Here is an 18,249-nt window from a genome sequence, read left to right on the forward strand (position 1 = left end):
TCATGGCACAAATGACAATGATTCAGGCAATCACTGATGCATTACGAATAGAACTAAAAAATGACGAAAATGTATTAGTGTTTGGGGAAGATGTCGGTAAGAATGGTGGTGTATTCCGAGCTACGGAAGGATTGCAGGATGAATTTGGAGAAAAGCGTGTATTTGATACACCTTTAGCTGAATCCGCTATTAATGGACTTGCTATTGGACTCGCATTAGAAGGATTTCGTCCGGTGCCAGAGATTCAATTCTTCGGCTTTGTTTATGAAACAATGGATGCTATTAATGGACAAATGGCCCGAATGAGATATCGCTCAGGAAATACAGAATCAGCGCCAATTACAATTCGTTCTCCATTTGGTGGTGGTGTTAATACACCAGAATTACATGCAGATTCCCTAGAAGGATTAATTGCACAGCAACCTGGTGTGAAAGTAGTCATCCCATCCACGCCATACGATGCAAAAGGATTATTACTTGCTTCTATTCGTGATAATGATCCTGTTGTCTTTTTAGAACATATGAAATTATATCGTTCTTTCCGGGGAGAAGTACCGGAAGAAGAGTACACCATTGAACTTGGTAAAGCTGATGTAAAGCGTGAAGGAAAAGATGTAACAATCGTTACGTATGGTGCGATGGTTCATTCTGCATTGAAAGCAGCAGAACAATTAGAAAAAGAAAATATTGATCTAGAAGTAATTGATTTACGTACTGTTTCACCAATTGATTATGAAACAATTATTGAATCTGTTCAAAAAACAAATCGTGTTGTCGTTGTTCAAGAAGCACAACGTCAAGCTGGAATTGCAGCAAATGTAGCCGCTGAAATTCAAGAAAGAGCAATTTTACATTTAGAAGCTCCAGTTATTCGTGTAACAGCACCAGACACTGTGTATCCATTCTCTGAAGCAGAAAAAGCATGGTTACCAAATGATAAAGATATTATTGAAAAAGTAAAATATGTACTTAACTTTTAATAAGAAGAAAGAATAGGAGGTCAAATCTCATGGCATTTGTATTTAAACTCCCTGATATCGGTGAAGGAATTCATGAAGGTGAAATCGTTAAATGGTTTGTAAAAGAAGGCGATGAAGTTCAAGAAGACGACGTACTATGTGAGGTACAAAATGATAAAGCAGTTGTTGAAATCCCATCGCCAGAAGAGGGAACCGTACTAAAGATTCATGTTGATGAAGGAACTGTTGCAATTGTAGGAGACCCACTTATTACAATTGATGCAGAAGGTTATGAGGATGAAGAAGTGGAAGAAGAGTCTACAAAAGAAGAGGAAGCTGTTGTAGAGGAATCAGATACTCCTTCAAAAGAAGCAACGAAAGAATCAAAAGAAATAATAGAAAAATCAACTGAAACAAAAATTGTTATCGCCATGCCATCTGTTAGAAAATATGCTCGTGATAATGATGTAAATATTCATGAAGTAACTGGTACAGGTAAAAACGGTCGTATCCTAAAAGAAGATATTGATCAGTTTATGAATGGTGGACAGGTAGAACAAGCAGAAACAGTAGATACTACAAAAGATAAAGAAGAAGTGACTACTACTCCTGAAGTACCGGTCGGTCAATATCCAGAAACACGTGAAAAAATGAGTGGAATTCGCCGTGCAATTGCAGGAGCGATGGTTAATTCCAAAACAAAAGCACCGCATGTTACATTAATGGATGACATTGATGTTACTGAACTTGTTTTACATCGTAAGAAATTTAAAGAAATTGCTAATGAACAAGGAATTAAACTAACATACTTACCATATGTAGTAAAAGCTCTTGTTTCCGCATTGAAAAAGCATCCAATTTTAAATGCATCTGTTGATGATGAAACAGATGAAATCATATATAAACATTATTTCAATATTGGTATTGCGGCTGATACAGATAAAGGACTCTTAGTTCCAGTTGTAAAAGATGCTGATAGAAAATCTATCTTTGATATATCAAAAGAGATAAATGAATTGGCAGATAAGGCCCGAAGTGGTAGAATAACATCTGAGGAGATGAAAGGGGCTTCAAGTACAATTACAAACATAGGATCAGCTGGTGGGCAATGGTTTACTCCTGTCCTTAATTATCCAGAGGCTGCAATTCTCGGAATTGGCCGAATCGCAGAAAAACCTGTTGTTCGTAATGGAGAAATTGTAATCGCTCCAGTACTTGCATTATCATTGAGTTTTGACCATCGAATTGTTGATGGTGCTACAGCTCAGTTAGCTCTAAATCAAATCAAGCGTTTATTAAACGATCCGCAATTAATCATGATGGAGGCGTAGATGTATGGTAGTAGGGGATTTTCCGATTGAAGTAGACACACTAGTAGTTGGGGCAGGTCCAGGAGGATATGTTGCAGCAATTCGTGCTGCGCAAATGGGCCAAAAAGTGACAATCGTTGAGAAAGATGCATTGGGAGGTGCTTGCTTAAATGTTGGTTGTATTCCATCAAAAGCATTAATCCAAGCAGGTCACTTAGCACAACAAGCACAAGGAAATGAAGAATTAGGGATTAAAACAGAGAACGTTTCCGTGGATTTCACGAAAGTACAAGAATGGAAAGGCAGTGTCGTTAATAAACTGACATCAGGAGTACAAGGTCTTCTAAAAGGAAACAAAGCAGAAATAGTAAAAGGGGAAGTTTATTTCGTTGATGAACACACTGTGAAAGTGATGGATGAAAAGAACTCCCAAACATATAAATTTAATAACTGTATTATAGCGACTGGTTCAAGACCAATCGAAATTCCAGGATTCAAATTCTCTGAACGTGTGATTGATTCCACTGGGGCATTAGCACTAAAAGAGATTCCTAAGAAAATGGTTGTTATTGGCGGTGGCTATATCGGTACTGAATTAGGTTCAGCATATGCCAACTTTGGAACAGAGATTGTTATTTTAGAAGGTACAAAAAATATTCTTGGTGGCTTTGAGAAGCAAATGAGCCAACTTGTTAAGAAAAACCTTACGAAAAAAGGTGCTTCTATTATTACAGAAGCAATGGCAAAAAGTGTTGAAGAAACAAAAGACGGCGTAAAAGTTTCCTATGAAGTAAACGGAAAAGAAGAAACAGTTGAAGCTGACTATGTATTAGTAACTGTTGGACGCCGTCCGAATACAGACGAACTTGGTTTAGAGCAAGCTGGTATTGAACTAGATGACCGCGGGCTAATCAAAGTTGATAAACAATGCCGTACAAATAAAGAAAATGTTTATGCGATTGGTGATATTGTAGCAGGACCACCATTAGCACATAAAGCTTCTTATGAAGGAAAAATTGCTGCTGAAGCAATCAGTGGTGAAAAATCTGAAATTGATTACTTAGGTATTCCAGCAGTTGTATTTGCTGATCCAGAATTAGCATCTGTTGGATATACAGAGAAAGAAGCTAAAGATGCAGGAATTAATGTAAAGGCTTCTAAATTCCCGTTCGCAGCAAACGGTCGTGCATTATCAATGAATAACACAGACGGCTTCTTAAAATTAATTACAAGAAAAGAAGACGGACTTGTTATTGGTGCACAAATTGCAGGACCTAATGCAAGTGACATGATTGCAGAACTTGGCCTTGCAGTAGAAGCAGGTATGACAGCAGAAGACATCGCACTTACTATCCACGCACACCCTACACTAGGTGAAATGGCAATGGAAGCTGCTGATGTTGCAATTGGTAAACCAACACATATGTTATAAGATGCCTTGAAGAGGAGACAGTCAAATAAGACTGTCTCTTTTTTGCTTTTTACCAATGCAGTTGATTAGATTAATACGAGTAGAGATGGTTCTCTTGTTGTCTTTAAGATGTTTTTAAAAAATCATATTCATCTCGTCTTATTATTCGTTATAATAGAATTTGTAGGAGGGGTGATGATGAGAAACAATATGTGGTTATTTATATCTGTATTAATAATCATGATTACACTAATGGCTTGTGCATCAGAAACTAACAAAGAAAAAATGGTAGAAGAAGAACAACAAATACAAAAAGAAAAGACATCGAACAAAGATACACAAACGAAATCAGAAAAAGTAAAGAAAAAAGAATCTGCTAATAAAGTAAATGAGAAAAAAGCAAAGGAAAATGATAAAAAATTAAAAGCTCCTCAATATGTAGTAGATAAGAAAACTTGGTCAATCCGCCCATTAAACGAGGATATAGATGAAAATATTGTTCTTTTAACAATTGACGATGCACCAGATCAACATGCATTAGAAATGGCTGAAATATTAAAAGAAAATAATGCGGGTGCAATTTTCTTCGTAAATGGGCATTTGCTAGAAACAGATGAACAAAAGCAAATACTAAAACAAATATATGACATGGGCTTTATAATAGGAAATCATACATATAGTCATGCATATTTACCAGATTTAAATGAAAATAAACAAGCAAAAGAAATAGAGCAAGTGAATGAGATGGTGGAAGAAATTATAGGCGAAAAACCACTGTTTTTTCGAGCACCACATGGAGCAAATACGGATTTTTCCAAAAAGTTGGCTGATGAAGAAGAAATGGTACTTATGAATTGGTCCTATGGCTATGATTTTCAAGCGGAATATATGGAAAAAGAAGCTCTTGTAGAAATCATGTTACAGACAGAACTGTTGGGAAATGGTGCAAATTTATTAATGCATGATAGAAAATGGACAAAAGATGCTTTAGAGGAAATTATTATCGGGCTCCGTGAAAAAGGATATACGATTGTTGACCCTAATTTAATTCAAGTATATTAATTTGAAAATCCTGTTCTTATTGAATGGGATTTTTTTATGTACTGTAGTATAACTGGCTGTAAGGTCCCCGCTTTAAGGAATTTAAGGGGAATCAAGAATTATAAATTGGATATAAGTTGTAGATCGAATGCTCGATTTGTTCAAGGTCCTTTAGGTCATCCCTTTGTTGTCTAATAATCAGTGAAGGATGAGGAAAATCCTCACGAATAAAATATTCACTTTATGTCATGCTAATATAGAATTTTATATATAATGTGTTATACTAATAAATGATTAAGTTACATTATAAGGAGAGGATAATAAATGGGGACAATTGTTTGTAAGGACTGTCAAAAAGTAGTGGAACATTATCCAGCTGAAAAGGTCACAACATTATACGGAAAATGTTCTAATTGTAAATCTAAATAATCTTTCGTTCATCTATATGTTTTTTAATGTGAATAGAAAGTTTGTATAGAATAACGAAACACATCGGTGACTAATTAATTCCCGATGTGTTTTTTAAATAATAAATACAATTTTAATTTAGTTTTGCTTTATAAAAATATTTAAGATTAATAAAGAAAGGTTATGATTTATAAAAAGAATATAATGAACAAAAATCTATAGCATAACATATATATATAGAAACATTTATATTAGGCCAATTTAAAAATATTCGTGTCCAAAGTCAATAGAAAAACATCATGATTACTTGTCGTAGATTAAACTGGCTGTAAGAACCAGCCCCACTTCAAGTATTATAAGAGGAGGACGGGCAACAAGTTAAACGCCCAATTCGTTCAAAAACCTTTAGATCATCCCTTTGTGGTGCTAACAATCAGTGTGGGATGGAGAAAACCTCACTGATTGAAGATTTCACTTAAATGATAAAAAAAGGATGTGTTTCAATTGAAGTATGTTTTGGAGACGTTACGCAGGGAGGAAGAAGCAGCAAAATTGCCAGTTATACGGATGGAAATTGATTATGAATTATTGACTTTATACGATGCCATGCAGGATAATGATACAGTAAAGATTATTAGAGCGAAAGAAAAATTACATCATTTACGAAACCGATTGTTAAAGATTCAAGGAAATTGATTAACATACTTATGAATGTCGACCCAAATATGTATAAGGGTCCTTTTTTTGCATGTTAGCAGTATTCTCTCATTCGTAGCAGTTTTTTAGAGATTAGAGATAGTTGGAGTTTTAACGTAACATTGAGTAAGATAAAAGAAATATTTGGAAGTAGGGGAATGAAAAATGGAGAAAATCATTCGGGATAATATTTTTCAGCAAGCAATAAAATGGATATACGAGGCAAGTTCTATGATTCGGGAAAAAATGAATGACCCATTACATATTGAAACAAAATCCAATCCAAATGATTTGGTAACAGAAATTGACCAAGCAACAGAAAAGTTTTTTGTAAATAAAATTCGTAGTACATACCCTAATCACTTTATTCTTGGTGAAGAAGGGTTTGGTGATTCATTAGATAATTTAACTGGAACAGTTTGGATTATTGATCCAATTGACGGAACAACAAATTTTGTACATCAAAAAAGTAATTTTGCAATATCCATTGGCATTTACTATAACGGTGTTGGTGAAATAGGTCTGATTTATGATGTGAAGAGAGACGTATTGTATCATGCAAAAAAGGGGGAAGGTGCTTATAAAAATAAAGTAAAATTAACACCATTGAAGCGTGATCTTACCTTGGAAAAATCAATCATAGGAATGAACCATTTTTGGTTATGTCATAATCGATTGGTTGATGAAAAAGTAATGGAAAAATTTGTGCGAACTGTGCGTGGCACAAGATCATATGGTTCAGCTGCTTTAGAATTTGCATATATTGCAGAAGGGATTTTAGATGCATACCTTACATTGAACTTAGCACCATGGGATATTGCTGCAGGTATTGTGATCGTAAATGAAGTTGGTGGAGTAACAACAACAATTGATGGGGAATCTGTACATATGCTGAAACAAAGTCCAATTCTAACCTGCAATCCAGCAATCCAAGAAATAATAATAAAAAATTATATTACAAAAGGAAGGAAAGTGACTTGATAAACCAAGTCACTCCGTTCGTTTTTGTTTGATAGATATGCCAAATCCCATAAAAGCAAAACCTAAGACTAACATTATTAGAATCATCCATATGTTTTTAAAGGAAATACCAATAGCGACACCGATGAACATTGAAATAACCAGGATGGCTAATAATAACATGGGAAAATCTATTTTTTTCATGTATGAGCACCTCTATGTCTATAAGATGTGAATGTATTTACAATATAATTATATCGTATATTTTATGGAGAATCAAAATGAATGGGCCTTAGCAAAACAAGTTGAAGTGGATTTATTTTATTTTTTGAAAAATAATGCTATCATAATTTAAGATACAAAGAATTTATGTAGAGGAGACACTGTATGTACCAATTTAGCATTATTTTTAATTATATACTTGATGCCTATGGCGAAGACAATATGTATTGGACTTTATATGTTTTAAATCTTATTTTTGGTGCGATTTCTTATAAATTAGGATTTGCTCGCAAGTTGTCACTCGGAAAAAATATTATTGTTTATTTTTTATTGGCCATTGGAACATTAGTTATTACTGTCTTTAGTATATTTAAATTACCAATAACAGAAAGTTTAATTATAACGACAATTGTCTTAGCAATTTATCGATTTCGTTTACATCATCAACGAAAAAACAAACAAGAAAATACATAATTTAACTAAAAGCGCTCTAGAAATAGGGGGCTTTTTACTTTGGGTAAATTACAAATGCAGGTTTATTTATTTTACAAAGTGTACTTCTAAAATCCATATTTTTTTTGGAGTTCTGCCTTTCTTTTAAAGAAATGTTTGATTAAAAACATTTAGGGTATAAATAAGTATAAGGGGTGAGTAAAAAGTGAACAACCGAATGCTTTTAACTGTAGCTGCTGCTGTTGCAGTAGGAACTGGAACATACTATCTATATCAAAAAATGAGAAATAATGAAGAGGCAATGGATACATTGCATTATGCAGGAATCCCTGACCAGGTTGGAACCAACGAAATAGACGATATTGAAAATGCTAAAATGGTCTCTGAGGGTTCACAGTTTGGTGTACAGTATTATAATGATGTAAAAGAAGGTAATTACCAATAAAGAAATAGATGCTAGTCAAATACTAGCATCTATTTCTTTATTTATTATTTTTTTGGTGATTCGATTGCTCATCTTGTGTGTCATTTAATTTTTCTCTTTCATCTTTTGGCATCTTTTGTTTGTTTTGATCTGGCTCTATTGGCTGTTGTTGTGGTGTGGGAAGGTCTGGCATGTACCTTCCAATAATTGCAGCTAATTCTTCAATGACACCTTGTACAGGGTATCCTTGACTTATTTTATCTCCCATATTTCTTATACGTTGGTTAATATCGCCATCTGCAATAACTACAGCGGTTTTCCCGTAGGTATCATCACGTAAAGCCTCAGATACAGTATATTTGATGGTGCCAACCCTTGATTGATTGAGTTTTTGATCTACATCAATTCCAACGACAGCATATGGCCCCGCAACAATTGCTGCAGAGTCTTCTACATTTGGTGTTTGCGCTGCAATATTTGCCAAATGGTTGGCGATTTGTTCATTTGACCTATTCGCTTTACCCGATTGATCAGACTGCTTCACTTGGACAAAACGATTGTTATCATTTTCAGACTGTAAAGATTTTTCTTCATTCGTTTGCATACAACCAGACAATAGAGTAACACCGATAATTAAAACAAGGGTACGAATATTCATTTAGCATTCCTCCTAAAAATAATGGACATGTTGTATTATTTTTAGTGTTAAATGCTAAATTATACGAAAAAGAATAAACATTTTTTAAAAGATGGGGTTCGATGATTCAAATGTTTTATCTTAAATTAATTGGCTATATGAATATAGATTAAAGTTTCACTTTATTCAATTATAATTTTTGAAATTCCCTTGATTGGCTTGTCTTGATTGGAACCGTCTTTAAAATAAAGATGTACTGGTCCATTTTCTGAAACTATTTTTCCATTCACAGCAAAAAGTAAGTATGAATTCCATAATTGATTTAAAGAAATATTTATATTTCCTTTATTTGTTTCTAATGATACATTTTTTGCGTCTGAATTTATTTCCGCATGCTCTAAAAAGTGATGGATCGGCATGACATAGGAATTTTTTAATGCTTCTTCCCTTTCTTTTTTTGATATGCTTTTATTAACGGGAGGTTTAATGTGTTCATGGTGATACCAGTCATTATTTTGAATTGCATTTTTATATTTTTCTTCCTCCGTCATTTCTTTCTCTGAAGTATGAAGAAATGCTTCTTCTAATAAAATTTTTCGATCATCAAAGATCCAAACAGTAGGATCTAATGTAATCGGATATGTAACGTTTCCTACAATAGGTACAATCATTTTTGTTCCACCTTTCTATACTATCCCTATTAGAATAACAGACATCTATTCAAATATCACGAAACAAGTATTTTAAAATATATACAGAAAAATATTTATTACACAACTTTATTTTACACGATTATTAGGTATTTTTTTGGGGAAATTACTATGATTATTTAGATTGAAAAAGATTATGTGAAAGGATAGGAGGATTGATAAATAATTCGTCTTTATATTTGCATTTTGGAATGGCAAGCGATAAGATAAAGATATATCATAAATTGGCAATTGATTTGTTTACAGACAACATACTCTTAATCATTTGTTGTGCTAAGTTTTTGATGGAGGGGATGTATTTGATGCCTGAGTTAACGATTAATTATCGTGAGGAAGCACGTGCCCTTCTTAAGGCTGATGCTGAAAAAATTTTACGACTCATAAAAGTCCAAATAGATAACTTAACAATGCCACAATGTCCTTTATACGAAGAAGTGTTGGATACACAAATGTTTGGTTTATCGAGAGAAATCGACTTTGCTATACGCCTAAACTTAATTAAGGAAAGTGAAGGGAAAGCTCTATTAGAAAATCTCGAAAAAGAACTTAATATTTTACATGAGAAAGCGCAAAAGTCTAGTTGATTTTCAAGATAGAGCATATAGAATGGAATAGAATAAAACTTTGCCTTAAGATTGAAAGGCAAGGTTTTTTTATTTAAAATATACATAAGTCTGAAATTTTAAATGTTTAATGTTGTGGTTTGTGTTATACTAATATAAAATGTGCCACACTATTTAAAATTTCCCCTGTATCGATATGGATTCTAAATGGTCGGAGAGATGCACATGTTAAAAAAGATAAAGAACTATGATTTTATACTATTATTTGCACCAATTATCTTAGCGGGATTTGGCATTGTAATGATTTATAGCGCTAGCATGGTGACCGCAGTTATGGAAGGATTAGATAGTACATACTATCTTGTAAAACAAAGCCAGTGGTTTGTACTTGGTTTAGGAGGATTTATATTATTCTCTATTATTCCATATCAAAAATATGAGAAAGCAATTATTTGGATTATTGCTTTGGCATTATTCTCACTATTAGGTGTTTTGTTATTTGGTGATGCACGCGGAAATGCGACAAGATGGTTGGAAATTGGACCTATTACGATTCAACCAACCGAATTTGTAAAATTGGGTCTTATTTTATATTTGGCTTCCGTATACTCAAAAAAACAAGCTTATATCAATGATTTTAAAAAAGGGGTTTTGCCGCCCCTCATTATGACGGTTATTATCATTGCGCTTGTTTTAAAACAGCCTGATGTTGGTTCGGCTGTAACCATTTTTCTTATAGCGTGTACAATTGTTTTTTCTTCAGGTATGCGATTTAAGCATATACTCATTTTAGGTGGAGTAAGTATCCTCGTGGTAGCAGTGGCTATACCATATATGATTACAGATGAAAGAATTTCCCGTTTTACAGGTGCATATCAGCCATTTGAGGATCCAGAATCGGCTGGACATCATTTAATCCAATCCTATCTCGCAATTGGTGGAGGAGGAATAACGGGGGAAGGATTAGGCCAAAGTGTTCAGAAATTGGGCTTTTTATTTGGAGCACATACAGACTTTATCATGTCAGTAATTGCTGAAGAATTAGGTGTTTTCGGAGTAACAATTGTTATAGGACTATTATCTGCAATTGTTCTTCGGGGGATTTATATCTCCATAAAATGTAAAGATAGCTTTGGTGCATTAATGGCCATAGGTATATCATCTATGGTAGGAGTTCAAGCCCTTATCAACCTTGGTTCTATTAGTGGGTTATTACCTATTACAGGCATAACACTCCCATTTCTTAGTTATGGGGGATCCTCATTATTAGTATTGATGATTTCAATGGGGATTTTAAATAATATTGCTGCAACAACGAAGAGAAATGAGAGGGGCCAAGGAACTGCCCAGACTGTACCACAAAAATTAAATCAACGGAATTTTGTTACTTACAGAGGGGGAAGAAAATGGTCAAGTTAAATCAAATTAAAAAAATTATGGTTGCTAACCGAGGGGAAATTGCGATTCGGATATTCAGGGCTTGTACAGAATTAAATATTCGTACAGTAGCCATTTATTCAAAAGAAGATTCTGGTTCATATCATAGATATAAGGCAGATGAGGCATATTTAATTGGAGAAGGAAAAAAGCCAATTGATGCTTACTTAGATATTGAAGGAATTATTAAATTAGCAAAAAGTGTGGGTGTAGATGCAATACATCCAGGGTATGGATTTTTATCAGAGAATATCGAATTTGCTAAGAGATGTGAAGAAGAAGGAATTATTTTCATTGGACCAACAAGTGAACATTTGCATATGTTTGGGGATAAAGTAAGAGCTAGAACACAAGCGGTAAATGCTGAAATTCCGGTTATACCTGGAAGTGACGGCCCTGTTGATTCATTAGAAGACGTGGAAGCCTTTGGTAAGGAGCATGGGTACCCATTCATTATTAAAGCAACACTTGGTGGTGGGGGCCGCGGGATGCGTATTGTCCGTAGTCCTGAAAGTTTAAAAACAGCTTATGAAAGAGCTAAATCAGAGGCAAAAGCAGCTTTTGGTAATGATGAAGTCTACGTAGAAAAATTCATCGAAAATCCAAAACATATTGAAGTACAAATAATCGGTGATAAAGAAGGAAATATTGTTCATCTTTATGAAAGAGACTGTTCTGTTCAGCGTAGACATCAAAAGTTAGTAGAAGTAGCACCGAGCTTTTCCATCCCGAACCAACTACGTAAAGAAATCTGTGATGCATCTGTTAAATTAATGAAGCATGTTAATTACATAAATGCAGGAACAGTAGAATTTTTAGTGACAGGAAATGACTTTTATTTTATTGAAGTAAACCCCCGTGTACAAGTGGAACATACAATCACAGAAATGATTACTGGTGTTGACATTGTTCAAACCCAAATCAAAATTGCGGATGGACAAAATCTACATGGTTCCGTAATCGGCATTCCAGAACAAGAAGATATTAAAACATGGGGATTTGCCGTCCAATCACGTGTTACAACAGAAGATCCGTTAAATAATTTTATGCCTGATACAGGTAAGATTAATGTATATCGTACTGGTGGAGGATTTGGTGTCCGTTTAGATGCTGGAAATGGATTTCAAGGTGCAGAAATTTCACCGTACTATGATTCCCTACTTGTTAAAGTATCAACATGGGCTCTTGATTTTAAACAAGCAGTTCAAAAAATGGTTCGAAACCTACAAGAATTTCGAATTCGTGGTATTAAAACAAATATTCCATTTTTAGTAAATGTCATGTTACATGAGAAATTCTTATCAGGTGAATATAATACGACTTTTGTTGATGAAAGCCCAGAATTATTCGTCTTTCCGAAACGTAAAAACCGTGGGACGAAAATGCTTACTTATATTGCAAATACAACAATCAATGGTTTTGAAGGGTTGTCTAAAAAGAAAAAACCGAATTTTGACTCGATTACAATTCCCAAAACAACTGGATTAACAGAATTAAAACCAGGAACAAAACAAATTTTAGAAGAAAAAGGTCCGGAAGGTGTAGCAAAATGGATGAAAGAGCAAGAAGAAGTATTATTAACAGATACAACGTTCCGTGATGCGCATCAATCTCTACTTGCAACTCGAGTTCGTACAAAAGACTTATTAAATATAGCAGAGCCTACTGCACAGTTACTACCTAACTTATTTTCCATGGAAATGTGGGGAGGAGCAACATTTGATGTAGCATATCGTTTCCTAAAAGAAGATCCATGGTCAAGATTACTGAAATTACGTGAAAAAATGCCGAATGTTTTATTCCAAATGTTACTTCGAGCAAGTAATGCAGTAGGATATAAAAATTACCCAGATAACCTAATTCAGCAGTTTGTATCAAAAAGTGCTGATGCGGGAATTGATGTTTTCCGAGTATTTGATAGCTTGAACTGGGTTGAAAATATGATACCAGCCATTGAAGCAGTGAAAGAAAATAATAAAATAGCTGAAGCTACGATTTGTTATACTGGTGATATTCTAGACATCGGTCGCCAAAAATATGATTTAGAGTATTATAAAAATATGGCAAAACAGTTAGAGGATACTGGGGCACATATTTTGGGAATTAAAGATATGGCTGGTTTATTGAAACCAGAAGCAGCATACCAGTTAATCTATAGTTTGAAAGAAACAGTTGATTTACCAATCCACTTACATACGCATGATACAAGTGGAAATGGGGTCTATACGTATGCTAAAGCGGTGGAAGCAGGTGTTGATGCAGTTGATGTTGCATGTAGCTCAATGGCAGGACATACTTCTCAGCCAAGTGCACAAACATTATACTACGCTTTAGGAAACTCTAAACGTCAACCAAATATAAATATTAAAGGATATGAACAACTATCCCAATACTGGGAACAAGTAAGAATGTATTATCAGGATTTTGAAAATGGAATGAATTCTCCACATACAGAAATTTACTTTCACGAAATGCCTGGAGGACAATATAGTAACTTACAACAACAGGCAAAAGCTGTGGGACTTGGCGAACGTTGGAACGAAGTAAAAACAATGTATCGTCGTGTGAATGATATGTTTGGGGATATTATAAAAGTTACTCCGTCATCCAAAGTTGTTGGTGATATGGCTTTATTTATGGTGCAAAACAACTTAACAGAAGATGATGTCTATGAAAAAGGAGATACTATTGATTTTCCAGATTCTGTAATTGAATTTTTCCAAGGTTATATTGGACAACCTTATCAAGGATTTCCGCAAGAATTACAAAGAATCATTTTAAAAGGAAAAAAACCGATAACAAAACGTCCTGGAGAATTATTGGAACCAGTTAATTTCCAAGAATCAAGAAATACGTTATTTAAACAACTTGATCGTCAAGTAACTAGTTTTGATTTAATTGCTCATGCCTTATATCCAAAAGTATTTATGGATTATCATAAGTTTCACAATGAATTTGGTGATGTTTCTGTATTAGATACTCCAACATTCTTCTACGGTATGAAACTCGGAGAAGAAATAGAAGTGGAAATAGAAAAAGGGAAAACATTGTTCGTCAAATTGATTTCTATTTCTGAGGCACGATCAGATGGTACACGAGCTGTTTATTTCGAATTAAATGGACAACCACGTGTTGTTACTGTAAAAGATGAAAGTATTGACGCAGATTATAAAGCAGCACCAAAGGCTGATCCATCAAATGAAAAGCATATCGGTGCAACGATGCCTGGTACGGTAGTGAATGTAATTTGTGAAGATGGAGAAAAAGTAGACAAAGGGGAACATTTAATCATTACGGAAGCAATGAAAATGGAAACTACGGTTCAAGCTCCATTTGCAGGCGTTATTAAAAAAGTACATGTAAATAATAATGATGCAATAGCAGTTGGTGATTTATTGATTGAGTTTGAATAACAAAACAATAAAAACAGGTAGCAACAAATAGCTACCTGTTTTTATTACTCTTTATTTACTTTCTTCAGAAGCACTTCTTGATGATAATAAGATAAAATAACATAAGAGAGCAAAGAAACATGAAATGACTAAAGCATGTAATAAAGCAACGCCAAGGTTTAATGATGTGAAAATAATTAAAGCACCAAAAATGACTTGTAATGTAATTAGGATAATCATGAATATGGAGCCTCCGTACATTACCTGATTATCTCTGTACTGCTTCATCATTCTTACAAAGAAAGTAATAGTCCATAAAAATAATATTCCTGCAATGAATCGATGACCCATTTGTACAGCTTGTTCAAATGAATAATCAGAAATTGCAAATGGCGAGTCATTGAAACAAAAAGGCCAATCTGCACAAACTAAATTTGCATTCGTGTGCCTGACTAATGCACCAGTATATACAGCAATTAATGTGTAGATGGTCAACAGATAAATTTCAATTCGGTGTTTCTTTCTTATAAACAAATTCTCTGTATCTAATTTTTTATCTACTTCAAAAATAAGCAAGGATAATAAAAAGACAGATGCAAAAGATATAAGGGAGATACCGAAATGAAGAGCTAATACAAAATCAGATTGTCCCCAACGAACAGCAGCAGCTCCGATTAATCCTTGCAAAATTAAAAATAATACAGAAACAAATGAAAGGAATTTTACTTCCCGGATATGACCAATATGTTTCCATGCAAGGTAAGCTAAGGCTAGAATTACAATCCCACCGATTCCAGATACAACACGGTGGCTTAGTTCTATTATAAGCTCTGGAGTAATTTCAGATGGAATGAGCTCCCCATGGCATAGAGGCCAACTTTTTCCGCATCCATCTCCTGAATCTGTTTTTGTAACCAACGCACCACCCATTAGTATGAATACCATTATTATACTGGCTGTAACAGACAACCATTTTAAAGTTCTTACCATAATATTGCCTCTCTCCAGCTGATTATTATTTTATATTTTTTAAACCTGGTTTTAATGATAATGGTTAATGATATAATAAATCAAATAAATTGTAACAAATAGTGATAAATGTCACGTAATTGTTACACATTCATGACATTCTACCATTTCCACAGTGTAAAAAGGTAAAAATACTTGCAAAAAGGCGTTTAGTTTGCTAGAAATAATGTAGGGGAATATCGCAATTCTAATTTTAGTTAAGATGCAGAAGGGATTATACATAAAAACATACTATAAAACCTTATTAAACAAAGTGTTGCATGTGCTTTCTTTATTCTTAGCTTCTAATTTCACAAAACTGACACATCTATTGTATAATTGAACAAAATGTGAATAAAGCCATGCATAATAAAGAAGTAGGTTTAGTCTCTATCTGAAAGAAGTTCTAGCATCATAATTTTTATGGTTGTAATAAAGCAATATATCAGTATAATGTATATCGTCTTTATTTTAGAGAGGAACTTTTTTAACAATCATTTTAGCTTTATTAATGATTAGAAGGGAGGATTATGGAAAATTGAGTAAGACAGAAATAACTCCCGAATTAGGGACTAAGTCTACTTCATTCAACAAAGATACTACATGGATTACAGAGCTAAAGGCATTAGTTAAAATCGGTATTGTCAATTCAAATTTAATCACTACCTTTGTTGGATTTTGGTTAGCACTTCATGTTACAGGATCATCATTTATTAATAACATAGAGGCATTTATTTTAACAATCGTTGGCTCTGCACTAGTTATTGCAGGTGGGGCTGTTTTAAATAATTGGTATGATGTTGATATTGATCCTGTCATGAAACGAACAAAACTAAGACCAACTGTTACAGGTAGGATATCATTAAAAGTTGCCTTTAGAATTGGTTTTTTATTATCTGTTGTAGGCCATGCATTCTTGTTGACGGTTAGCTGGCAAGCAGCACTATGGGCTTTTGTAGGCTGGTTTACCTATGTAGTGTTGTATACAATGTGGTCAAAAAGAAAATATACATTAAACACGATTGTAGGTAGTATATCCGGGGCAGTGCCACCACTAATAGGTTGGACGGCAGTAAGCCAGGAACTTCACATAATACCAGTGACATTGTTTTCTATTATGTTTATCTGGCAAATTCCTCATTTCTTAGCATTAGCAATGAAAAAAAGTGAAGAATATAAGAAAGCTCAAGTTCCTATGCTTCCGGCGGTTTATGGATTTGATATGACCAAGCGTCAAATTGTTATTTATATTGCTTGTTTATTACCATTACCATTTTTCATGTTTTCCCTTGGTAAAGCATTCTTAATAATTGCAAGCATATTAAACATTGCTTGGCTGATTTTAGGAGTTATGGGCTTTTTCATGAAAGATGATTTAAAATGGGCCAATATCATTTTTATTTATTCGTTAAACTATCTAACAATACTTTTTATTACGATGGCAATTGTCACAATAGATTTCCCCTTATAAGATTGTCATTCTAATGAAAGATGTATTAATTGAAAATGAGAAAGAGAGGTATAAAAAATGAAAGGTTGGATGGGTAAGATCAAAGCTCTTATGCTAATGGGCTTTACAGCACTACTATTAGCGGGCTGTGGGAAAGAAAATCTAACTGCTCTTGTCCCTAAAGGATACGGTGCAGATGAATCCATGAAGCTAATTATTTTAACTACTGTAATAATGGGTGGTGTCCTTTTAATAGTAGTTATTCTTTTAGCTTATGTGGCTATTCGCTTCCGTAGAAAGAAAGGACAAGAGGACTTTATTCCGAAACAAGTAGAAGGAAATCACACACTAGAAACCATCTGGACAGTAATTCCTGTTATTTTAGTTATAATTATGGCAATCCCTACAACACTTGTTTCATTTGATTTAGCAGATGCAAGCGATAAGAGCGATAACATCAATATTGATATTACAGGTAATCAGTACTGGTGGCATTTTAATTATCAAGATGAAGAAATTCAAACAAGTCAGGACTTATACATTCCTGTAGGAGAAAAAGTTTATCTAAATATGAAATCAAATGATGTTATTCACTCATTCTGGGTACCATCTATTAGTGGGAAAATGGACGTAAACCCTGAGAATACGAATACAATGTATATTGAAGCATATGAAGAAGGAGTATACTGGGGTAAATGTGCTGAATTATGTGGACCAAGTCACTCCTTGATGGACTTTAAAGTAATTGTTGTAAGTAAAGAGGAGTACGAAAAATGGGTAGCAGATATGCAAAACTATGACCCAGAGGTGGAGCCAGAAAGTGCAGTTGCACAAGAAGGAGCAGAGTTATTTGAACAGAATAACTGTATGGGATGTCATGCTATCGGTTCTTCACCAATTGAAGTAGGTCCAAATCTTACTAACTTTGGTAACCGCACAAAAATTGCTGGATATTTAGAGCCAACTAAAGAGAATTTAGTAGATTGGTTAAAAGATCCAGAAACATTAAAACCTGGTAACTTAATGACGGGTAAATATCCAGAATTAAATGATGATGAAGCAGAAAAAATTGCAGAATACCTCTTGCAAATGAAAGTGACAGATGTCACACCTGAAAGTGCAGGTAAATAAGTGTAAATTAATAAAAAGAACAAATTAGGGAGGTTTA

18 protein-coding genes are annotated in these 18,249 nt (G+C 34.0%); 14 read left to right on the forward strand and 4 right to left on the reverse strand.

Features of this window, described 5'->3' with window-relative positions:
* Positions 1-2: 2 nt before the first annotated feature.
* The 7 genes from FHP05_RS00620 (at position 3) to FHP05_RS00650 (ending at position 6,806) form a co-directional block, all read left to right on the forward strand.
* Positions 3-980, forward strand: a complete 978-nt coding sequence (locus FHP05_RS00620; RefSeq protein ID WP_147665076.1) for an alpha-ketoacid dehydrogenase subunit beta — start codon at positions 3-5, stop codon at positions 978-980.
* Positions 981-1,009: 29 nt separating this feature from the next.
* Positions 1,010-2,290, forward strand: coding sequence for a dihydrolipoamide acetyltransferase family protein (locus FHP05_RS00625; RefSeq protein ID WP_147665078.1), 1,281 nt, complete (start codon positions 1,010-1,012; stop codon positions 2,288-2,290).
* Positions 2,291-2,294: 4 nt separating this feature from the next.
* Positions 2,295-3,701, forward strand: a complete 1,407-nt coding sequence (gene lpdA / locus FHP05_RS00630) for a dihydrolipoyl dehydrogenase (protein ID WP_147665080.1) — start codon at positions 2,295-2,297, stop codon at positions 3,699-3,701.
* Positions 3,702-3,878: 177 nt separating this feature from the next.
* Positions 3,879-4,742, forward strand: a complete 864-nt coding sequence (locus FHP05_RS00635; RefSeq protein WP_147665081.1) for a polysaccharide deacetylase family protein — start codon at positions 3,879-3,881, stop codon at positions 4,740-4,742.
* Positions 4,743-5,045: 303 nt separating this feature from the next.
* Positions 5,046-5,150: a GapA-binding peptide SR1P gene (locus FHP05_RS00640; protein ID WP_147665083.1), complete on the forward strand. Its 105-nt coding sequence runs from the start codon at positions 5,046-5,048 to the stop codon at positions 5,148-5,150.
* A gap of 474 nt (positions 5,151-5,624) precedes the next feature.
* A complete protein-coding gene (locus FHP05_RS00645; RefSeq protein ID WP_330998053.1) occupies positions 5,625-5,825 on the forward strand; it encodes a hypothetical protein in 201 nt (66 codons plus the stop codon).
* A 165-nt stretch (positions 5,826-5,990) separates the two neighbouring features.
* Positions 5,991-6,806, forward strand: coding sequence for an inositol monophosphatase family protein (locus FHP05_RS00650; RefSeq protein WP_147665087.1), 816 nt, complete (start codon positions 5,991-5,993; stop codon positions 6,804-6,806).
* Between the two features lie 9 nt (positions 6,807-6,815).
* On the opposite strand, the gene FHP05_RS15235 is transcribed toward FHP05_RS00650, so the two are convergent.
* Positions 6,816-6,989: a DUF5325 family protein gene (locus FHP05_RS15235; protein ID WP_191126193.1), complete on the reverse strand. Its 174-nt coding sequence runs from the start codon at positions 6,987-6,989 to the stop codon at positions 6,816-6,818.
* Between the two features lie 183 nt (positions 6,990-7,172).
* On the opposite strand from FHP05_RS15235, the gene FHP05_RS00655 reads away from it, so the two are divergent.
* Both FHP05_RS00655 and FHP05_RS00660 read left to right on the forward strand, forming a co-directional pair.
* On the forward strand, positions 7,173-7,481 hold the full coding sequence (locus FHP05_RS00655; protein ID WP_147665089.1) for a YlaH-like family protein: 309 nt from the start codon (positions 7,173-7,175) through the stop codon (positions 7,479-7,481).
* A 184-nt stretch (positions 7,482-7,665) separates the two neighbouring features.
* Positions 7,666-7,905, forward strand: a complete 240-nt coding sequence (locus FHP05_RS00660) for a hypothetical protein (RefSeq protein WP_147665091.1) — start codon at positions 7,666-7,668, stop codon at positions 7,903-7,905.
* A gap of 37 nt (positions 7,906-7,942) precedes the next feature.
* Here the strand turns inward: FHP05_RS00660 and FHP05_RS00665 are convergent, their stop codons facing one another.
* Together FHP05_RS00665 and FHP05_RS00670 are read right to left on the reverse strand one after the other, a co-directional pair.
* The gene (locus tag FHP05_RS00665) at positions 7,943-8,542 is read right to left on the reverse strand and encodes a YhcN/YlaJ family sporulation lipoprotein (RefSeq protein ID WP_147665093.1); all 600 of its coding nucleotides are present in this window, start codon (positions 8,540-8,542) and stop codon (positions 7,943-7,945) included.
* A gap of 161 nt (positions 8,543-8,703) precedes the next feature.
* Positions 8,704-9,192 carry a hypothetical protein gene (locus tag FHP05_RS00670; RefSeq protein WP_147665095.1) on the reverse strand — a complete coding sequence of 163 codons (489 nt, stop codon included), beginning with the start codon at positions 9,190-9,192 and terminating at the stop codon, positions 8,704-8,706.
* A 341-nt stretch (positions 9,193-9,533) separates the two neighbouring features.
* Here FHP05_RS00670 and FHP05_RS00675 point away from each other — a divergent pair, with 341 nt between their 5' ends.
* The 3 genes from FHP05_RS00675 to pyc all read left to right on the forward strand — a co-directional run bounded on the left by FHP05_RS00675 (position 9,534) and on the right by pyc (position 14,644).
* On the forward strand, positions 9,534-9,815 hold the full coding sequence (locus FHP05_RS00675; protein WP_147665097.1) for a YlaN family protein: 282 nt from the start codon (positions 9,534-9,536) through the stop codon (positions 9,813-9,815).
* 204 nt (positions 9,816-10,019) lie between these two features.
* Positions 10,020-11,213, forward strand: coding sequence for an FtsW/RodA/SpoVE family cell cycle protein (locus FHP05_RS00680; protein WP_147665099.1), 1,194 nt, complete (start codon positions 10,020-10,022; stop codon positions 11,211-11,213).
* Entirely contained in the window at positions 11,201-14,644 is a 3,444-nt protein-coding gene (gene pyc, locus FHP05_RS00685) for a pyruvate carboxylase (protein ID WP_147665101.1), read from the forward strand. The genes FHP05_RS00680 and pyc overlap by 13 nt, the downstream gene beginning before the upstream one ends.
* A 51-nt stretch (positions 14,645-14,695) precedes the next feature.
* Here pyc and FHP05_RS00690 read toward each other — a convergent pair whose 3' ends face one another.
* The gene (locus FHP05_RS00690; protein ID WP_147665103.1) at positions 14,696-15,613 is read right to left on the reverse strand and encodes a COX15/CtaA family protein; all 918 of its coding nucleotides are present in this window, start codon (positions 15,611-15,613) and stop codon (positions 14,696-14,698) included.
* Positions 15,614-16,169: 556 nt separating this feature from the next.
* On the opposite strand from FHP05_RS00690, the gene cyoE reads away from it, so the two are divergent.
* Together cyoE and coxB are read left to right on the forward strand one after the other, a co-directional pair.
* Positions 16,170-17,102: a heme o synthase gene (gene cyoE, locus FHP05_RS00695; RefSeq protein WP_330998054.1), complete on the forward strand. Its 933-nt coding sequence runs from the start codon at positions 16,170-16,172 to the stop codon at positions 17,100-17,102.
* Positions 17,103-17,159: 57 nt separating this feature from the next.
* Positions 17,160-18,212 (forward strand): cytochrome c oxidase subunit II, encoded by a 1,053-nt coding sequence (gene coxB, locus FHP05_RS00700; protein ID WP_147665106.1) that lies wholly within the window; start codon positions 17,160-17,162, stop codon positions 18,210-18,212.
* Positions 18,213-18,249: the final 37 nt, after the last annotated feature.

The organism is Cerasibacillus terrae (genome assembly GCF_008039555.1).
Taxonomy (GTDB): domain Bacteria; phylum Bacillota; class Bacilli; order Bacillales; family Amphibacillaceae; genus Cerasibacillus; species Cerasibacillus terrae.

What these genes read in the sequence shown, in the direction of transcription:
- lpdA (WP_147665080.1), top strand. Translation starts at nt 2,295, where the DNA reads ATGGTAGTAGGGGATTTTCCGATTGAAGTAGACACACTAGTAGTTGGG.
- FHP05_RS00635 (WP_147665081.1), top strand. Translation starts at nt 3,879, where the DNA reads ATGAGAAACAATATGTGGTTATTTATATCTGTATTAATAATCATGATT.
- FHP05_RS00680 (WP_147665099.1), top strand. Translation starts at nt 10,020, where the DNA reads ATGTTAAAAAAGATAAAGAACTATGATTTTATACTATTATTTGCACCA.
- FHP05_RS00640 (WP_147665083.1), top strand. Translation starts at nt 5,046, where the DNA reads ATGGGGACAATTGTTTGTAAGGACTGTCAAAAAGTAGTGGAACATTAT.
- FHP05_RS00655 (WP_147665089.1), top strand. Translation starts at nt 7,173, where the DNA reads ATGTACCAATTTAGCATTATTTTTAATTATATACTTGATGCCTATGGC.
- FHP05_RS00620 (WP_147665076.1), top strand. Translation starts at nt 3, where the DNA reads ATGGCACAAATGACAATGATTCAGGCAATCACTGATGCATTACGAATA.
- FHP05_RS15235 (WP_191126193.1), bottom strand. Translation starts at nt 6,989, where the DNA reads ATGAAAAAAATAGATTTTCCCATGTTATTATTAGCCATCCTGGTTATT.
- FHP05_RS00665 (WP_147665093.1), bottom strand. Translation starts at nt 8,542, where the DNA reads ATGAATATTCGTACCCTTGTTTTAATTATCGGTGTTACTCTATTGTCT.
- coxB (WP_147665106.1), top strand. Translation starts at nt 17,160, where the DNA reads ATGAAAGGTTGGATGGGTAAGATCAAAGCTCTTATGCTAATGGGCTTT.
- FHP05_RS00690 (WP_147665103.1), bottom strand. Translation starts at nt 15,613, where the DNA reads ATGGTAAGAACTTTAAAATGGTTGTCTGTTACAGCCAGTATAATAATG.
- FHP05_RS00625 (WP_147665078.1), top strand. Translation starts at nt 1,010, where the DNA reads ATGGCATTTGTATTTAAACTCCCTGATATCGGTGAAGGAATTCATGAA.
- FHP05_RS00675 (WP_147665097.1), top strand. Translation starts at nt 9,534, where the DNA reads ATGCCTGAGTTAACGATTAATTATCGTGAGGAAGCACGTGCCCTTCTT.
- FHP05_RS00650 (WP_147665087.1), top strand. Translation starts at nt 5,991, where the DNA reads ATGGAGAAAATCATTCGGGATAATATTTTTCAGCAAGCAATAAAATGG.
- FHP05_RS00670 (WP_147665095.1), bottom strand. Translation starts at nt 9,192, where the DNA reads ATGATTGTACCTATTGTAGGAAACGTTACATATCCGATTACATTAGAT.
- pyc (WP_147665101.1), top strand. Translation starts at nt 11,201, where the DNA reads ATGGTCAAGTTAAATCAAATTAAAAAAATTATGGTTGCTAACCGAGGG.